The organism is Desulfobacterium sp. N47, assembly GCF_051233685.1.
Taxonomy (GTDB): Bacteria; Desulfobacterota; Desulfobacteria; order Desulfobacterales; family RPRI01; genus RPRI01.
The window spans coordinates 1-18,513 of sequence record NZ_JBAMMY010000029.1 but is presented as its reverse complement, the minus strand read 5'-3'; the positions used below and the strand labels follow the sequence as shown (position 1 = coordinate 18,513).

Here is an 18,513-nt window from a genome sequence, read left to right as displayed (position 1 = left end):
AAGCCTTTTCGTCCTTAAAGAAATATTTTGTGTTCTACAACAACTGCCGGTTTCACCAGGCCTTAAATTACAAGACTCCGGCTGAGGTGCATTATCAAAGGACATAAAGCCTGATAATAATGGGGGCTCTGCCCCCAAACCCCCGGGATTTAACGCTTAACGGGCATAAACAGATTAGATGAAAAGATGGGCCGCACAAAAGATGCACGGCCCTCTGTCTACGCCGCCAGCTTCGGCGCTCGGGTTGCTTCCCAGCATTGCCCTATCCTCCGAGTAGGTGTGGTGACTGTAGCACAACATATAAATTGGGGGAAACATTTTTCATTTATCCGGCAATAGCGGACCTTTTGAAAAGGACTTTGTAAGAAAAAAGAACTTAAACCCGGAGAAAATATCAGAATAGCTGCTTAAATCATATAAACAAAATTAACAAAAGCGATCTTAAACCAACAATCAGGCATTTAAATTAACATGTTATACTAATATAGATATTATGTAAGATAAATTATTTCATTCAATACATGAAAACTTCTTGATTTAATATTCATATTTTTATTAAATTACAAAGTTGAATGGCTTTTCACGTTTTTATCACTAATTAACTGTTTTGGTGCGTGCGCTTTTTTGGACAAATAATTATTTCATGCAGAATGGTGATTTAATATGGCAATTTTAATAATTGGAGCTGCAATATCAATAATAGGTTTAATATTGCTAATACTCTGGTGGAAAGAGTTTCTTATGATTCTGTCCGGCACTATCCCCTGCTTGCTTCTTTTAGGCGGTGCTTTTATAATTTATCTTGGATTCGATAAATTAAAAGAAGCCTGGAGCAAGGAAACACTCTTCTCAGACGCAGTATCTGAAGAAGTAGATAAATACAAATATGAAATTGATGAACTTAAAAAAGAGATAGAATCGCTTAAAAAAGGGTAAAACATAATTTTTTTCTTCTAAGGTTCAAGCTCTTCGGAAAGTAATATTGCTTCAGCCACACTCCTCATGGATTTTCTTGTATCCATACTGCGTTTCCGGATCCAATGATATGCCTCCTCGCCGCTTTTATTTCGGCGTAACATTAGAATTTCTTTAGCTTTTTCCACAAGTTTTCTGGTTTCAAGTTCTTCCTGAATAACTTTTGTTTTAACCATCAATTCGGTATTCATAATGGCTGCTGCGGCCTGATTAGCAACTGTTCTTATAAGATTGACCTCCGTTTCCGTAAAAACTCTCGGGCTGGATGTAAAGCAGTTTAAAACACCTACAACATTTTTATCTTTAACCTCAAGCGGAACACCAACCATGGAAACAAGACCCAGCTTTTTTGCCATATCCTTTTCCTTAAAATTGGGTTCTTTGAGAACATCTTCGATTATCAAGGGGTTCTTGTTGGTTGCAACAAAGCCGACAACACCTTCATTCATACTCAATGAGCGGTCTTGAACATAATCAGGATCCAGTGCCTGTGTTGCCTTAAGCCGGATTACCGGCGGGGAGACACTTTCGTCTATAAGCCAGAGCGAGCATATTTCAACACCCGTTACCTTGGCAGTTACCATTACTATAAGTTTCAGGATATCTTCGAGATATAAATCAGATGTAATCACTCTGCTTATATCCATGAGAGCTTTTATATATTTATCATGGGTTTCCTGAGACGCAATTTCCATAGTATCCAATTACACAAATTATTATATGGTTAAAGGGAGTGTTATGCAAAAGTTTTACAATAAACAAATATACAATATAAGTTCTTATATTTTTATATTGAACGGCAATGTGTGTCAACAATTAGTACCAAACCCTGTAAAAAATTGAAAAAAATGAGTTGCACACTATAACACGTTAATATATATAATATATAAGAATTTCAAAACCAATCCGTTGGTTTAATTTGTAACCGCAAGTATTCATACGCCAATATATAAATTTAATAAGAAATGAAAAACGATTTTGCTTGATTCATTCTGTTGTATCGGATTTAGTCCTTTGAAGAATGTTTAATTTATCAGGAGCCTGCCGTTTCAGCTGAAGGAATTAGTTATATATGAACACCAGCTCTTCTATGGAAATTCAAATTAAAAATAAAATCAAAGAAGCCGAAATGTATTATTCCATGGGGATGCTTGATGATTCATTGCATATCTATGAACAGATACTTGCAGACGGTTCTTTTACTGATTCATCCGGAACAGTTCATATCAAAAAAAAGGTGATTCAGATAAGAAAAGAGGTACTTAACAACAAAGAAAAACTAGCCCCCAATTTATCGGAAAGTGATATTACTTTGATTGAAAAATCGATATCGGATTCAGGAAATATAAAGGACATTATTAATAATGCCTATGCCCTTAAAGAACTCGGCCTGGCAAGAAAAGCTGCTGTCGAGTTTGAAAAATTACTAAAGATTGATTACTCAGCTGCCGGATATACCCCGGTAAAAATAATTACCGAAGTGCTTTCAAATCTGTTTAAATTTGAACCTCCAAAAACCGTGCTCGAGAAAGCAGATAAAATTATTAGTGAAAATAGATTTGAATACAAAGACATATCTCAGATAAAATTGTGGCTTGGTAAGGAAATGGCAAAAAAAGATAACAACGATATCGCTGTTCAATTATTTAAGGATGTGTTAAATTTAGATCCTGATAATGAAGAAGCCTCAAATAAAATTAATTTACTTCTATCGAATTCATCCAACAATTCAAAATTTGATTTTCTTATAAGCTCATCGTTAGCCACCCAGGATCAGCTTCAAAAAGCCCTGGAAGTTTCAAAAAAAACCGGCAAAAGCATAGAAGCTGTAATGATTGAAACTTTTAACATAAAAAAGGAAGACATCGGCAAATCCCTTTCTTTGTACTATAATTGTCCATTTAAAAGTTTCGATCCATCTGTACCGGTTCCCATAGAACTTATTGGTAAACTAAAAAAATCTTTTCTTCTGCATTACACATGGGTTCCATTAAGCTGGGGAAAGAACTATATAGAAATTCTTGTTGATGACCCAAGAGATCTTAGGAAAACAGACTACATCAAGGCTTTGATGGCAAACCAAAGCATAAAATTTTCTATAGGAATTAAAGAAGATATTATAAAATACATAGGATATTTCTTTTCTACCGACAAATCTTCCGAAAATATGGATACAACACTTGATAATCTTGATTTACTAATACCTGACTTTTCTTTTGAAGAAGAAGAACTTGATACGGATAAAGACATCGTCGATGAATCTTCCAGCCAGGTGGTAAGACTTGTTGATCAGATAATTATAACAGCTTACAGAAAGCTGGTCTCCGATATTCATATTGAACCTTCTCCAATTACCAAGAAAATAACTATACGTTTCAGAATGGATGGTGTTTGCAACGAGTATCTACAGGTTCCAAATACAATGGCACCTGCAATTATTTCAAGGCTGAAGATAATGGCAGGCCTGGATATAGCTGAAAGAAGGCTTCCGCAGGATGGAAAGATCAAAATGAACCGCAGGGGTATCCCCGCGTTTGAGCTGCGTATGTCCACCATGCCTACCGCAGGCGGGTATGAAGATACGGTTTTAAGAATTCTTGCAAAAGCAGGCGCAATGAAACTGGATGATATGGGACTTAATGACCGCAACTTAAAAATCATAAAAAGAATAATCAGCCAGCCATACGGACTTGTACTCGTTGTAGGACCCACAGGTTCCGGTAAAACCACAACTCTTCACTCCGCTCTCGGCCACATTAATAAACCGGAAATCAAAATATGGACAGCAGAAGATCCCATTGAAATTACACAGATGGGTTTACGCCAGGTTGAAGTAAAACCAAGAATTGGTCTTGACTTTGCCAGAGTTATGCGTGGCTTTCTGCGCCTTGACCCGGATGTTATAATGATTGGTGAAATGAGGGACAAGGAAACAGCCTCCATAGGTGTTGAAGCATCCCTTACCGGTCATCTTGTGTTTTCAACTCTTCATACAAACAGTGCTCCTGAAACCATAACACGACTTCTTGATATGGGTCTTAATCCTCTTAATTTTTCCGATGCTTTTCTTGGTGTTCTTGCACAAAGATTAACAAGAAAACTATGTTCAAATTGCAAGAAAGCCTATAATCCGTCAAAGGATGAATTTAATGAGTTAGTCGCTGAATACGGTGAAGAGAAGTTCGAAGCAACCGGTATTAAATATTCATCCGATCTTGTTTTATACAAGCCCTCAGGTTGCGAGGCTTGTTCAGGATCGGGATATAAAGGCAGAATGGCAATACACGAACTTATGGAAGGCACATATACAACTAAAGGCCTTATAAAAAAAGCTGCAAATACGGAAGAACTTTTCAATCAGGCATATAAAGATGGAATGACCACCTTAAAACAGGATGGAATAATAAAAGTTTTTCATGGACTGACGAATATGAACGAAGTCGGAAGAGTCTGTATAAGCTGATTGTAAGAAAATACCTGCCCGATACGCCCTTTGTTGCTGATAACTTAGGAAAAACTAAGAGGTAATATTATGCCAAAAACCGCCCTTGTAGTAGATAACGATTTCTTTTTTGTCGAATTTTTAGCAGAACTTCTTGAGAGCAGAGGATATAAAGTTATAAAAGCCTATGATGGGAAAGAAGGTATTTCAGCAATTGATGATAAGGATATCGCCCTGATGTTTGCTGATATTGTAATGCCTAAAATTGACGGAACAGAGCTGATTAAATTCGTACGCATGAAATACCCTGAAAATTGTTTTTCCATAGTCGCAGTTTCAGGTACAATAATAGAGCGTATAGACACGCTGACCAATATAGGTGCCGATTATTACATAGCTAAAGGCCCTATGGAAAAAATGGCGGCAAATATCAATGAATTATTAGATAATATTGAAAATAAATCATTTGATAAATCCGGAGGCGCCAAAATTATCGAATCCGAAAATCTTTTCCCAAGAAGAGAAGCTGTTGATCTTTTGGATTCAATTCAATTTCATAAAGGCATAATTGAATGTGTTGGATTCGGAATAGTAAACATTGACTCGGACACAAGAATTATCGGGATAAATTCTTATGCTCTGAATATATTGGGCAAGACCACTATCGAGCTTTTGAATCGGCCTGTTACGGATATTTTCCCTCATGAAGACAGATCAAAATTTATTAACACCGTAAAGAATTTCATCAAAAACAATGAATCTAATGAAACCGTATTCACTTCTATTATCAACTCAAAAAAAATTAGAGTTGTGGTTACATTATTGACTGTTGAAAAGAAAATTTTAGGTTTAATACTTGCTCTGGAGGATTGCGACAAATGGGAAGAACTAGCATAAAAAACAAACTGATAATGTATTTTTTGATTCTTCTGTTAATTGTAATTGTTGTAATTGAGATAGTAAATCAGACCACGAAAGATTTCTTTTTAGCACAGGGACTTTCAATTGCTCTGGCCATGGGAATAGGAACGGTATTCGGAATCATATTTTCACGGTCTATTACCCGGCGCATTAAAAATCTGAGTAATGCCGCAAGTCAAATCAGCTGCGGTGATTTAACACAGGAGATACAAATCGTTTCTGGAGATGAAATTCGCGATCTTGAGGAAATATTTTCTTTAATGGTCGACCATTTAAGATCGTTGCTTCTTGATATGAAGAATGTTTCTCTAAAAATCCATAACACTAATTCAATTTTAAAAATGCTGGCAAAAAAACTTTTGCAAAACAGCAATGATATAGATATCACTGCTAAAATTATTGCGGAAAGCTCGGCCAAACAAACGGAAATAGTACACTATACTACAATTAAACTTAACAACACTATTAAGGTGATGGATAAGCTGGTGCAGCAATCATCCCAAACTATTTCAAAAGCAGATGCAGCAATCAAAAAAACTCAAAAAGGTGAAGCAAATGCCCATGAAATAATAAGCCACCTCGAGCTTGTGCTTAAACAGATGAGCGAATCCGCACAGCCCCTTTCGAGACTGCCCGAAAAGGTGGAAAAAATAAAAATAGTGATAAACGTAATAGAAGCTATCTCTCAGAAAACTGATCTTCTGTCATTAAATGCATCAATCGAAGCAACAAGAGCCGGAGAATCCGGTAAAGGTTTTGCCATAGTTGCCGAAGAAATAAGAAATATGGCTGAAAGTTCAAAGCAGTCATCAAAAGCTATTGCAAAACTGGTTGAAGACATTTTAGATGATAATCAAATGCTTAAGGAATTTTTAACAAAAAACCAGTTGGAAATTGATAAAGGCAATAAAATTATACACGGCATTGTGCAAACATTTAGTGATATGCTGCTTGGTGTAAAAGATATTTTTTCTGAAATAAAAAGCATGGAAGAAGCAACGATTATGCAGGCTCAGGAGCTTAGAAGTTTTTCGGAACATTTTCAAAAGCTTTCGGTTTCTGCATCCAGAAATTATGAATCTACTCAAAAGACTGCTGTTGCAGCAGCTAATCAGAAAAATGAAGTTAAAAAAATGGCAAGCGCAATAAATTTACTGGATACTCTATCCAAACAAATGCTTGAGACGCAACAGCGATTCAGTCTTCCGGAACAGCCGCATCAAACATCAAGCAATCAGGAATCAATAAAAAATGTACAGCCATGAAAATATTTGTTTTCAAAGCAAAAGATAAATATTTCGGAATAGAATCCGAATATATTTACAGAATAATCGACGACTATAAAATAACACCGGTATGCCTTACTCCACAATGTTATGCCGGTCTGATATTTTACAGAGGAGAGCTTTTTGATGTAATAAACATAAGGCTTCTTCTTGGTTATTCGGAATATTCCGAAAGCACTTATAATGAACCGGATGAGAATCAACGAATAATCATTGTTAAATGGCATAATAAAAAGCTGGCTGTTATACCTGATGAAATAATCGGAATAATATGGATAGACGGTAATTTTGAAGGATTCAATTCATACCACCATGAAAACAAAGATATATATTTAATAACACCTGATTATATCTGGAAAAAACTATTAGAGCTTTCCTATGGATATCAGCAAATATGAAAAGATTTTCGACCAGGAATCAAACAAGTATCTAAAAGAACTTGAAGATCTTTTAATGCAGGTCGAAAAGGATTTATCAAACCTTGCTTTGTGGGCAGAGATTCACGGCAAAATCCATTCTATTAAAGGAATGGCAAGGGCTCTCAGTCTGGAGAAAATTTCAGACTTATGCCATTTAATGGAAGATTGGTGCCTGCATTTTCAACAGGGCAAAAAAATAAGCTCTGCCGCTGCTGTTCAAGCTCTTTTTGACAGCTCAAATTTCTTAGCATACCTTGTTTCAAAAAAAGGATGGATCGATTCATTTGAAGATCAGAAATTATATAATAATCTGATATCCGGATTTGGAAAAGATCCTGACGAACTTTTAAAAACGAGTCCTGTTGCTGAAACGGTTCCTGCATTGACCTCTTATCAATCTCCGGCTGTAAATATAGATCATGTAAAAATAAAGTATTCTTTTATCGAAGAGCTTCTTGGACTGACACAGGAAATACAGCTTCTTGCTAAAAAATTTCCATCTTTTTTGAATGTTCAGATGTCTTCAGGCTTAAAAAGCTGGATTGATCACTATACTGCTTTGATGAAAGTTCTTTACTTTCAGTTAACCCAGTTAAGGCTTATGACTGTGGGCGATTTTGCGGATCTTTTTTTAAAAAGCATAAGAGATATAGCAAAAGAGCATGATAAAAGCGTTAATGTTGAAATAATAGGCAGCGAAATACAGGCAGACATTACACTTCTTGAACGCCTTCGCGAACCATTGATACACATTTTCAGAAATTGTATCGCCCATGGTATCGAAACGGCAGAAGAGCGAAGCAATCTGGGAAAAAATGCAAACGGAAAAATTACAATCGAAGCAAAGAGTGAAAAAGAAAATCTATACATTAAAATCCGCGATGACGGTCGCGGTATAAATAAAGCTTCGATCATTGAATATCTTAAAGACAAACAATCAATGAGTGATGAAGAAATCGACAGAATGACTGATGAAGAACTCTATAATACTATTTTGAGTCCGGAATTTTCATCGTCTGCCAAGACGACGCAGTTATCAGGAAGAGGCATCGGCATGAATGTTGTGGCACAGTCTATCGATTACCTCGGAGGTTCTTTGTCCATATCGTCTGATAGCGGAAAGGGAACAGAGTTTATAATAAAATTACCGCTGTCACTTTCAATTATTTACGCGATTGTTTTTTCAGTGGGAAAATACATTCTGGCAATCCCCACCTTACATGTCAAATCAATAAGCAACATAGACAACATTTCAGACGATGACCGGAAATCTTATTACAACATCAAAAAAATTATAGGGGTAGCAGATAATAAAAGAAAATCTTACAGTATATTGAACCTGAAATATATCAACGATCAATCAATCATTGAGCAGGCGGCAACCAATGAAGAAAAAGAATCCTGCATAAAGCTTATGGCTGATAATATAATCGGAAACCGTCCTCTTATGGTATTGCCGGTCGGAGATATTTTATCAGGGGTAAAACTCTTTTCCGGAATAGGCATCATGGAAAACGGAGATATTGCACTGCTTCTTGATCCGGATAATCTTCCACCACAATAATTTCAAGGCCCGTCAAGATGATATCCTGACTCTCCCTCATAAATCAGTGTATACGTCCTTTGGGCAATTTTTTCAGGATCAACCTGAATCCTTGCAACACCCGATTCCATCGCAGCACGTGCGACTGCAACAGCAACAGCAGGAGGAACATTAAAATCCATTCCCTTAGGGATAATGAATTCGGGATTAAGTTCCTTGTCTGAAACAAGACCGGCTACAGTTCTTGCTGCCGCTATCTTCATCTCCTCATTTATTATCCTTGCCCGGACATCCAGCGCCCCTCTGAATACACCTGGAAAAATCAATGAGTTATTAACCTGATTAGGAAAATCCGATCTTCCCGTTGCAACAATCAATGCCCCGGCTTCTTTTGCCTCATCCGGGTAAATCTCGGGAGTCGGGTTGGCAAGCGCAAATATTATGGGATCTATTGCCATTGTTGATATCATCTCTTTTGTAAGGGCTCCTGCAACAGAAAGCCCTATAAAAATATCAGATCCTATGACAGCCTTGGCAAGATCCCCTTTTATTTTTTCAGAATTTGTCTGTTCGGCCATTTCATCCTTCATCCAGTTCATGCCTTCCAAACGCCCTTTATATATGGCTCCGTTTTTATCACAAAGTATAATATGTTTTATTCCTATCTCCATAATCAGTTTGCAAACTGCAATGGCTGCGGCGCCGGCTCCGTTTATTACAACCTTCACTTCCTCAGCCTTTTTGCCGGATATTTTAAGCGAATTAAGCAAAGCAGCTGTGACAATAATCGCAGTTCCATGCTGGTCATCATGAAACACCGGGATATCCATCTCTTCTTTAAGGCGTCTTTCGATATAAAAACAACGGGGCGCTGATATGTCTTCAAGATTTATTCCCCCGAAAGTCGGGCTCATTCTTTTAACGATCTCAACAATTTGATCTGCATCCTGCGTGCATAAACAGATTGGAAAGGCCTCAACTCCGGCAAAAGTCTGAAACAAAATTGCTTTGCCTTCCATTACAGGCATCGCAGCCTGCGGGCCGATATTGCCAAGACCAAGCACAGCGCTTCCATCCGTAACAATGGCAACAAGATTTCCCTTGGCGGTGTAGTCATATATCAATTCAGGATTTTCTCTTATCAGGCGTGCCGGCACTTCTGCAAAAGGGGGCATGTAAAACTGACCTAAAATATAATTATCCTTAATTGCTATCTTGCTCCTTATCTGAAGTACGCCACGATATCGCCTGTGAAACTCAAGTGATTCTTCCGCAATTGATTTTTTTTTCGTGTCAGGCGGATCAATAGGCCACTGTCCTTCATACACATATCTGCGTGTCATATCGGAAATCAAAGCCGGGTCCACATCCCCTTTGGCCTCTCCTGTCTGTATAGCAGCTTTTGCAACCGCCTCCGCAATTTTTGGGGCAACCCGAAAGTCAAATATTTTCGGCATAACACGCTCAGGATTCAGCTCTTCGGGACTTACACAATCAGCAAGAGCCTGAGCTGCAGAAAGTGCCATGGTAGAATTAACGTTGCTCGCCCTTGTTTCAAGAATACCTCTGAAAAAACCGGGAAAAATCATCGCAACATCAGACTGGTTCGGAAAATCGGCTCTGTTAAATACCATGACTTTTGCACCTGCATCGCGCGCTTTTTCAGGCATAATTTCAGGATGAGGAGTTGAAAGCGCAAAAACTATCGGGTCCTTTGCCATGGATTTGATCATATCCCCGCTAAGAACATTTCCGGATGAAAGGCCGATAAAGACATCGGCGTTTTTAAGAGCCTGCCCTAAAGTTCCTGTAAAATTATCAGGATTTGTGCATTTAACTATTTCCCATTTCGCCCAGCTCATTCCTTTCAGCCGGTATTTATAAAGAGCGCCATCCCTGTCACACACTATTACCTGTTTTATCCCGGCTTTTACCAGAAGCTCTGCACTGGCAAGACCGGCCATACCGGCGCCATTTATTACAACTCTGGCGTTAATAATATCCTTGCCAACAACTTTCATTGAATTTATCAAAGCGGCAAGCACCGGAATTGCAACTCCAAGTCCGTGATTATTAAATACCGGTATGTCTGCACCTCTTTCAAGGTGATCGGTAATGGTAAAGCTCTGGGGACTGGCAATATCTTCGAGGCAAAATGCTCCGAAAGTTGGTGTAAGAGCAAGAGCTGTTTCAATAAACTCATAAGGATCTTTTGTCCTGATGCATATCGGAAGGGCATCTACACCGGCAAATGTCTTGAATATAACTGACTTTCCCTCCATAACAGGAAGTGCTGCTTCAGGACCTGCATGACCAAGCCGAAACAGCCCGGAACCGTCCGTTAAAATTCCTACCGTATTTCCGCGGCATGACAGCAAATAAGACTGTACGGGATCTTTTGCGATTTCCAGACAGGATGAAGCAACTCCGGGAGTATAAACAAGGCTTAATATTTTTGAATCTTTTATTGGTATCTTGGGAGAAACACCGATAACTCCGCGGTAGCGTTTCCTGTATGCAAGAGCTTGTGCTTCCTGATTAGTAATTTTGTCCGGCATTTAAATCTCCTTAAATCCTCATGTTTTTGATCCGTTTTTTACAGCCCTGGTTGCAAGAAAATCGGCAAGTTCATTTTCTTTATAACCTGCATGACCTTTGACTTTAATAAGCTTAATATCATAAAAATTTTTCATTTTCACTTTTATTGAGTTTATTAACTCAATATTTTTTTTTGGTTTCCAGTTCAGAGTAAGAACGCCATAAGAATAAGAACTGTCTGTAAATATCCTTACTGGCTTTTTTGTGGTTTTAAGTTCAGTAAGAGCAGTTTTTATTGCTTCCAGTTCTGCAATATTATTGGTGGCAATTCCGATATATCTTGATATTTCTTTTTCATGTTCCCCAAAACGAAAATAAACCCCTATGCCTGATGGTCCCGGATTGCCGGATGATGCACCATCAGTATAAATACAAATGGCATCGGAAGGTATATCTTCCTGCCGGGAAGAATCGTTAGCAGATTTTTTACCTGCAAAAGATTTTCTATCTTTTACCTTTTTATCTTCCTGGGTATCGGAGTTTATAGAATCTACAGGCTCAAGTTTGTTTTCAAAAACCCAGTATTCATAATCCTGCTTTATATTGTATTTAATCAGAACCTTTCCGTTTTTAACTAAGGGCTTTTCATCGGAAGAAAAGGCCTGCCAGACCTTATTGCCTTTAAAGGCCATTCTCTTCCATAAGATGTTACTAGTGTCCATAACTCATTTTCCCGTCGACAAACTATAAACTATAAATATGATATTTCCGGCTTATATCAAGAAATTGCTCAATTTCATCTCTCCATGATTTCTCGATCTCTTCAATATCGTCATTGTTTTCAATAGCAGCGCGTATTGCAGCATTTCCGGTTATAAGATCCACAGGATATTTTTCAAATTCATATTCATACGGAGGTAGCTTCCATGCAAAATGATTACTATAACATTGAAATACTGCCTGAAGTATTTTCACAGTAGAATAATAGGGTTTATACTTATCCTGATCTGTAACATGAATCTGAAAACCTCTGCAAAGCTCCCCCTGCCATTTGTTTGAGGTAGGTTCAAAAGCAATGGGCCTTAGTATTGCACCGGAAAATTTATTAGTACCTAAAAAAGAAATTATTTTATCGCATTCTATAAAAGGAGCTCCAAATATCTCAAACGGCTGAGTTGTGCCCCGTCCTTCGGAAATATTTGTGCCTTCCAGTATAACCTGTCCGGGATAAACAATTGCAGAAACAGGAGTAGGAAGGTTAGGAGAAGGCGGTATCCATGGAAGAGAAGTATCGGAAAAAAACATTTTTCTTCTCCAGCCTTTCATAGGAATCACTTCAAGGTCACAATCAATTGCATAATGTTTATTAAACAGCAGTGCAAGTTCACCAATTGTAAGGCCGTGTCGCATAGGTATAGGGTAGCGGCCTACAAACGAAATATACTCCAAGGAAAGACAGTTGCCTTCAACCGCAACACCTCCGATTGGATTGGGCCGGTCAAGAATAACTACTTTCTTCCCGAATTTTTTGGCGGCCTCAAGGCAATATGACATTGTATATATAAAAGTGTAAACGCGCGTACCCGCATCCTGAAGATCTATCAGTAAAATATCAATGGGCTCAAACATCTCCTTTGAAGGAATACGTGTTTTGCCGTAAAGACTGAAAACCTGAACGCCTGTTGTATTGTCAATAATGTTTTCAGACTCAATCATATTATCCTGCTTCTCAGAAAAAAAACCATGCTGAGGAGAATAAAGAGCCGAAAGCTTTCCGGGAAACTTTTCATTTATCAATTGCCGGGCATGAACAAAATTTCTGTTAACGGAAGCAGGATTGCATAAAAGCCCGAGGCGCTTGCCTTGGATATAAGACGGTGGCGATTTTATAAAATTTTCAAGTCCGCTGAAAACGGTGGCCATCTTGCAAAAAAATCTCCTTAAATTATTTGCTGCTCCATATTTTTTTGAGATCTTCGGAATACTGATACCGGATTCCATTTTCATTTAAAATTTCTTCGGTGGCCGCCTCAATCTCAGAACGCCTGAAAACAAGACTTTCACTTCTTAAGTTTGCAAATTTAAAAACAACAAATTCTTTCCGGTTATCCCTGAGTGTCTTAACAAGATGAATCAGGTTCTTAACAGGCACATCATTTATACAACTGACTACTCCAAACGGACCTTTTGTATCATAGCCTTTTGTGATCTTGTGTGAAAACATTGGAGAAAAAACAGCGACAAGTGCTTCATCCTTAAAGGAGATATTATCCGACATGCGTGTTATAACAGGGCTGCCTATAGCAGCCAGCAAAAGCGCTATTTTATCGGTTTTCAGTAATTGCTGAACGTAAAATTGATCTAATTCAACAAAAACCAGCGGACCGTAAATAAAATATCTTGGATAGTTAAAGCCTTGAAACCTGATTAGTTTTTGAGATTCAACGCTAACAGGTATATTCAGTTTTAACTGCTTATTGTTTCTGATAATGGTAAGCGGAACTTTTCCTTCTTTAGCTATTCTGGGAACAAGATAAGTAGCAGGAAGCCTTAAATCGTCGTTAACCCTTACGCTGCCTTCATTGTCAATAGGATAATCACCAATATGAGTTATGATATCCCATGGTTTAAGCAAAAAATCAGGGTCTATGTTTTTCACATCCTGAACCACCATTCCGGTCGTCTCCTCCGGGATCTTGAGAGAGCTCCGTAGCGCATCATTTTCAGGCGTTTGAACCTGGATACCACTGATCATGGGTTGGCCTTCATACTTGCCATCGGCGGCATCCTTTAAAAACATATTAATCTCTTCAACAGGAATAATAAACCCGATGTTCTCTGCCGCCATAATCTTGCTGCAAACAAGACCGATCAGCTTTTCCCCGGCTACTGCGGCCCCACCGCTGTTTCCGGGATTCAGCGCCGCATCGATCTGAATTAACAAACTGGGAACCCCATAAAAAACGGCTTGATATTCTATTCTGGAAACAATCCCTTCCGTAACGGATTGCTCAGAGCCACCCATGGGATATCCATATACCGAAACCGGATCTTTTGTTTTAGGCAGCTTGTCTGCAAAAGCCAGGTGTAGATTGTTTTTGAATAACTCCTTATTATTTATCTTAAGCAAAGCAAGATCAACTTCAGGTGATAACGCTATTACATCTGCCTCAATTTTATCTGCGGATTGATAAGGTTGAACATAAATCTGCTGCGCGAAAGCCACCACATGGGCATTTGTGAGTATTTTGCCGCCCTCGATAATTACGCCTGATCCTGAAATTTCACGCTGAGTCTGTTTGCTCCATGGCTTTATTATATCGGGCAGCCTTTGAGTAGCAAGTACTTTCACTACAGACTGAGAGATCCGGTCTTCGGCGCATATCATTGATGCGGCAGAAACTATATAAAAGACACATAAGAAAAGGATAATAGTTATTTTTATAGGACAATTTCCTGTTTCGCTATTTGAAACACTGTTGTTTTTTCTTCTATTAAACCTCATAAAAATCCTTCCATGCATCCTGATGATAATGCCGTTTATTTTCTCCTGTTACCGTAATTATGCTTCAATATCTCGATAATCCCCGGCAACATTGAAATAATAATTATGGCAAGTATAACAAGGCTGAAATTTTTCTTAACTATAGGTAGATTCCCGAAATAATATCCGGCAAACACACAAATTGCTACCCAGCCGATGCCGCCGATGACATTATAACCTATAAACCTCCAATAGTTCATCTTGCCTATACCGGCAACAAAGGGGGCAAAGGTTCTGATAATGGGTACAAACCTCGCTATGATGATCGTTTTTCCACCATGTTTCTCATAAAATTGATGGGTGCGGTCAAGATACTCTCTGTTTAAGAAACGCACATTCTCACCATGAAAAGTCTTCGGTCCCAGATAGCAGCCTATCCGGTAGTTTGCCGTATCTCCGGCAACGGCAGCGATTGAAAGAAGTACAAAGAGCCAAAACACATCAAGCGAGCCTATTGCTGCAAATGTTCCGGCAGCAAACAGAAGTGAGTCCCCCGGCAAAATAGGAGCCACGACCAAACCTGTTTCGCAGAAAATTATCAGAAATAGAATAAGATATGTCCATAGGCCATAATCCTTTACAATAGCACCGAGATGCACATCAATATGTATTATAAATTCAACTATATACTTAAGCCACTCCATGCAGGTTCCTCCGTAATAAATCATCTCGAATTGGAGATCTGATTCATCCTCTCAAAAAACTCTATAGTCAAATGCTTTGTACTATAAAAAAACCGGTGACAACCTATCACAGTATACCAAAATTCACCACTTGTTTTTTCATCCTCATTTATATACAATAAAGAAGCGCATATATAACAAAAGGAGAGTTTATGTACGATATAATCATTGTCGGTGCAGGCCCTTCCGGGCTTACCGCAGCGGTGTATGCGGCAAGAAAACAACTAAAGACTCTTCTTGTAAGCAAAGATATCGGCGGGCAGATGAACTGGACCATGGGAATAGAGAATTACATGGGTTACCGGTTTATAGAAGGCCCTGAATTGATGTTGAAATTTGAGCAACGGGTCAAGCAGTTTCCCATTGATACGCTTATAGGCGAAGGTATTAATGCTATCGGAAGAATCGACAACGGTTTTGAAATCCATACTGATGACGGGGCGGTTAATCAAGGGCGATCCATGATTATTTCAACAGGGAAAAAACCCCGCCCGCTGAATGTTCCGGGAGAAAAAGAATTAATGGGACGTGGAGTAAGTTACTGCTCAACCTGTGACGGCCCCTTCTTCCGCAATCTCAAAGTAGCAGTTATCGGTGGTGGCAATTCCGCCCTTGAGGCTGCAGATGATCTGATGAAAACATCAGCACATATTTATCTGATATCGATTACACCTCTTACAGCAGATCCGGTACTGATAAACAAGGTCAAAGCATCCGAAAAGGTAACTATCCTGACTGAATATGAAACATTGGAAATCAAGGGCAAAGATTCAACCAAAGGAATTAAAGTTAAAGATACAAAAAGCAATGAAATAAAAGAGTTCGATGTTGAAGGAGTGTTTGTCGAAATTGGTCTTATACCAAACTCGGATGTTGTGAAAGATATTGTCACACTCAATGAATCCGGTGAAATAATGATAAACAATGCCAATGAAACCGGAGTGAAAGGACTCTACGCGGCAGGTGATGTAACAAACATACCGGAAAAACAGATAGTTATAGCAGCAGGTGAAGGAGCAAAAGCAGCACTCCAGGCGCATAAATATCTTCAATATCCTGCCAGATAGCAAAAACTGTTTGTTATACTGTGAGCTGCATTCCGATAAAGATAAATGTAAAAATGCAGCTCGTAAGTTCTTAAGCTCATAAGTAAAAGATCGTACAACGGACTTCCATATTTAACTCAAATTTTTCAATAAGTTTACTATGGTCTATCTTTCCTCTCCGCTTTTGTACTTTTTGGTTATATTTACGGTTGTTAGTTAGTGTCCCTCCAGAAATAGCAAGACGGCAAAGTAGTTTTCCCGTGCGTATATGTAATGCTCCGGGGACAAAACCGAAAATGCTTGCACCGATCGTCGATGCCAAGGTTAATGATTCCATCCAGCTTAGAACCAGGATTGTTCCGTTATGGCAGCATGCGTTTTCCCCGATGCTGATCAGCAAGGAGTTCAGCACCTGGCTGAAACTGACCCCGGAAAAGATCGTCATGAGTCCGCTGCTGACTGCTAACAATCGCGTACTGTTGTCAGTCGGCGTCATCACCGGAGCTGCTATAACCGTCGGACCCAAACCTGCTGCTGCACCGGTGAAGGCTTTGCCACCGGTGCAGCAGCTCCCGGTCTTCGACAAACGGTTTCATATCCAGCTTGCCACCGAAATCGTCTTTGCCGACCTGGTAACGGCACTCAACCCGGTGCTGCTCAACAAAACTTTCGGTGATGACCGGAAAATTACCGTAAATAGTTTTAACCTGAAAGGAGAGGACGGCAGACTGGCTATTGACTTGATCGTTACCGGTGATTTCAATGGCGAGATAATAATTCTGGCGAAGCCGGTGTATAACCCGCAGAGTAATTCACTCACGTTCGAAAATGTCGATTTTGATACACACACGGAACGCAGGATGGATGATAAGCGCCGGAAGCTGGCTGTTTAGCAGTACCATTCGAAATACAATCAAGACGAAACTTGATTCCGCCGTCCTGGATCAGCTGGAGAAAGCCCGTGCTAAGGCATGCACGGCGTTGTCCTCTGTGCACGTTGCCGACCATCTTAATCTGACCGGTGCCGTCACGTCATTGTCGCTTGGAGAGGCAACGGTGCTGAATGATCGGCTCTCGGTTGAAGTCATTGCCCAGGGAGAGACAAGCGTCAGCCTCAAATAACGCAGGTTTGGTGGAGGAGTTGAAGCAAATTGCGGGTTTGAAGATGCACATGATACAATCAAAATCCGATAGGTGTGTATACCTTGCTCTTTCAATTCAGATACGATTCTACCACGATCGGGCAAGGCATAACGATCTGATACCTTTTCTTTTATTTTTCTTAGGATTTTGTGAGGCATTGCCAGGGCTTTCAATCGCTATATAGTCAATGATTTGTTTCAAGTCATTTTGCGCTGCGGCAGCCCATACAACTTGATAATTATTGCTCATTTATGGATTTTCATTCAGGCCATTTTCAATTTCATTAAAAACACCTTCCTGTGACTTGATTCGCCCCTCTCTAATATCGGCCTCACCCTCAGAAAGAAGTTTCAAAATGCCGATGGCATTGCGCATATTTTCATAACTTTATTGAATCTTCGTGTATAACTGGTCCCAAACCATTACATTGCCTTGGATTAATTAGTATTTATTGTCTTTAGCAAAATGTGATAATGACTGTCCATCAATACATAGGCGAATATTTCAATATCGAACCAATCGGAAAGCTGATCAATAAATGATAAAAACAAATTCTTATCATCATCTGACAGAAAAATATCCCGCCGTCCATTGCCTCGCCTTTCTTTCCTTGTAATATGTTTGCGCAATTGTTTCTTGTGTATCTGCTTTCTAACTTTGTCATGCTCTCAAGTCTTTCACTTATATCTATATAGAAGCATTTCAGCAATACTTGAAATAACGGGATCGTTCTCATTCACTATTCTTTTAAGTACTTCCCGGGCATAATCATTTCGAAAAGCTCCTATTGCTCTTACCGCCTGTAAAACGATAGCTCTATCTTCTGATATAAGTCAATGCCGTTGAATTAAGCTGGTTGCCGATAAGCCGGGTTAAACTTTTTATTTCGCTTTTTGAAAATTCGTTTATTACTTCTACCAGGCCGGATTGCATCGACACATTTGAGAATGAGCGCCTGTAGATCCTCAATAAT

15 protein-coding genes are annotated in these 18,513 nt (G+C 39.0%); 9 read left to right on the top strand and 6 right to left on the bottom strand.

Going from position 1 to position 18,513, the window contains the following annotated elements; genetic code table 11:
* Positions 1 to 663 precede the first annotated feature (663 nt).
* The gene (locus tag VXK47_RS01295) at positions 664 to 936 is read left to right on the top strand and encodes a hypothetical protein (RefSeq protein WP_435546969.1); all 273 of its coding nucleotides are present in this window, start codon (positions 664 to 666) and stop codon (positions 934 to 936) included.
* 17 nt (positions 937 to 953) lie between these two features.
* On the opposite strand, the gene VXK47_RS01290 is transcribed toward VXK47_RS01295, so the two are convergent.
* Positions 954 to 1,670, bottom strand: a complete 717-nt coding sequence (locus VXK47_RS01290; protein ID WP_435546968.1) for a GAF and ANTAR domain-containing protein — start codon at positions 1,668 to 1,670, stop codon at positions 954 to 956.
* Positions 1,671 to 2,047: 377 nt separating this feature from the next.
* Here VXK47_RS01290 and VXK47_RS01285 point away from each other — a divergent pair, with 377 nt between their 5' ends.
* The 5 genes from VXK47_RS01285 to VXK47_RS01265 all read left to right on the top strand — a co-directional run bounded on the left by VXK47_RS01285 (position 2,048) and on the right by VXK47_RS01265 (position 8,607).
* Positions 2,048 to 4,438 (top strand): GspE/PulE family protein, encoded by a 2,391-nt coding sequence (locus tag VXK47_RS01285; RefSeq protein WP_435546967.1) that lies wholly within the window; start codon positions 2,048 to 2,050, stop codon positions 4,436 to 4,438.
* Between the two features lie 69 nt (positions 4,439 to 4,507).
* Positions 4,508 to 5,314: a response regulator gene (locus tag VXK47_RS01280; RefSeq protein WP_435546966.1), complete on the top strand. Its 807-nt coding sequence runs from the start codon at positions 4,508 to 4,510 to the stop codon at positions 5,312 to 5,314.
* The gene (locus VXK47_RS01275; protein ID WP_435546965.1) at positions 5,296 to 6,603 is read left to right on the top strand and encodes a methyl-accepting chemotaxis protein; all 1,308 of its coding nucleotides are present in this window, start codon (positions 5,296 to 5,298) and stop codon (positions 6,601 to 6,603) included. Before VXK47_RS01280 ends, VXK47_RS01275 begins: the two co-directional genes overlap by 19 nt.
* The gene (locus tag VXK47_RS01270; RefSeq protein ID WP_435546964.1) at positions 6,600 to 7,022 is read left to right on the top strand and encodes a chemotaxis protein CheW; all 423 of its coding nucleotides are present in this window, start codon (positions 6,600 to 6,602) and stop codon (positions 7,020 to 7,022) included. Before VXK47_RS01275 ends, VXK47_RS01270 begins: the two co-directional genes overlap by 4 nt.
* On the top strand, positions 7,003 to 8,607 hold the full coding sequence (locus tag VXK47_RS01265) for a chemotaxis protein CheA (RefSeq protein ID WP_435546963.1): 1,605 nt from the start codon (positions 7,003 to 7,005) through the stop codon (positions 8,605 to 8,607). Before VXK47_RS01270 ends, VXK47_RS01265 begins: the two co-directional genes overlap by 20 nt.
* A gap of 2 nt (positions 8,608 to 8,609) precedes the next feature.
* Here VXK47_RS01265 and VXK47_RS01260 read toward each other — a convergent pair whose 3' ends face one another.
* The 5 genes from VXK47_RS01260 to VXK47_RS01240 are packed head-to-tail and all read right to left on the bottom strand — an operon-like array spanning position 8,610 to position 15,312.
* The gene (locus tag VXK47_RS01260; RefSeq protein ID WP_435546962.1) at positions 8,610 to 11,144 is read right to left on the bottom strand and encodes an NAD(P)-dependent malic enzyme; all 2,535 of its coding nucleotides are present in this window, start codon (positions 11,142 to 11,144) and stop codon (positions 8,610 to 8,612) included.
* A gap of 18 nt (positions 11,145 to 11,162) precedes the next feature.
* The gene (locus VXK47_RS01255) at positions 11,163 to 11,846 is read right to left on the bottom strand and encodes a ribonuclease HI (protein WP_435546961.1); all 684 of its coding nucleotides are present in this window, start codon (positions 11,844 to 11,846) and stop codon (positions 11,163 to 11,165) included.
* Between the two features lie 22 nt (positions 11,847 to 11,868).
* The gene (locus tag VXK47_RS01250) at positions 11,869 to 13,047 is read right to left on the bottom strand and encodes an exo-beta-N-acetylmuramidase NamZ family protein (protein ID WP_435546960.1); all 1,179 of its coding nucleotides are present in this window, start codon (positions 13,045 to 13,047) and stop codon (positions 11,869 to 11,871) included.
* A 22-nt stretch (positions 13,048 to 13,069) separates the two neighbouring features.
* Positions 13,070 to 14,629 carry a S1C family serine protease gene (locus VXK47_RS01245; protein WP_435546959.1) on the bottom strand — a complete coding sequence of 520 codons (1,560 nt, stop codon included), beginning with the start codon at positions 14,627 to 14,629 and terminating at the stop codon, positions 13,070 to 13,072.
* A gap of 35 nt (positions 14,630 to 14,664) precedes the next feature.
* Positions 14,665 to 15,312, bottom strand: a complete 648-nt coding sequence (locus VXK47_RS01240) for a DedA family protein (protein WP_435546958.1) — start codon at positions 15,310 to 15,312, stop codon at positions 14,665 to 14,667.
* A 191-nt stretch (positions 15,313 to 15,503) separates the two neighbouring features.
* On the opposite strand from VXK47_RS01240, the gene VXK47_RS01235 reads away from it, so the two are divergent.
* From VXK47_RS01235 to VXK47_RS01225, 3 genes are all read left to right on the top strand, one after another.
* Positions 15,504 to 16,418 carry an FAD-dependent oxidoreductase gene (locus VXK47_RS01235; protein ID WP_435546957.1) on the top strand — a complete coding sequence of 305 codons (915 nt, stop codon included), beginning with the start codon at positions 15,504 to 15,506 and terminating at the stop codon, positions 16,416 to 16,418.
* Between the two features lie 275 nt (positions 16,419 to 16,693).
* Positions 16,694 to 17,290: a DUF4403 family protein gene (locus VXK47_RS01230; protein WP_435546956.1), complete on the top strand. Its 597-nt coding sequence runs from the start codon at positions 16,694 to 16,696 to the stop codon at positions 17,288 to 17,290.
* Positions 17,262 to 17,519, top strand: a complete 258-nt coding sequence (locus VXK47_RS01225) for a DUF4403 family protein (protein ID WP_435546955.1) — start codon at positions 17,262 to 17,264, stop codon at positions 17,517 to 17,519. The genes VXK47_RS01230 and VXK47_RS01225 overlap by 29 nt, the downstream gene beginning before the upstream one ends.
* Positions 17,520 to 18,513 lie beyond the last annotated feature (994 nt).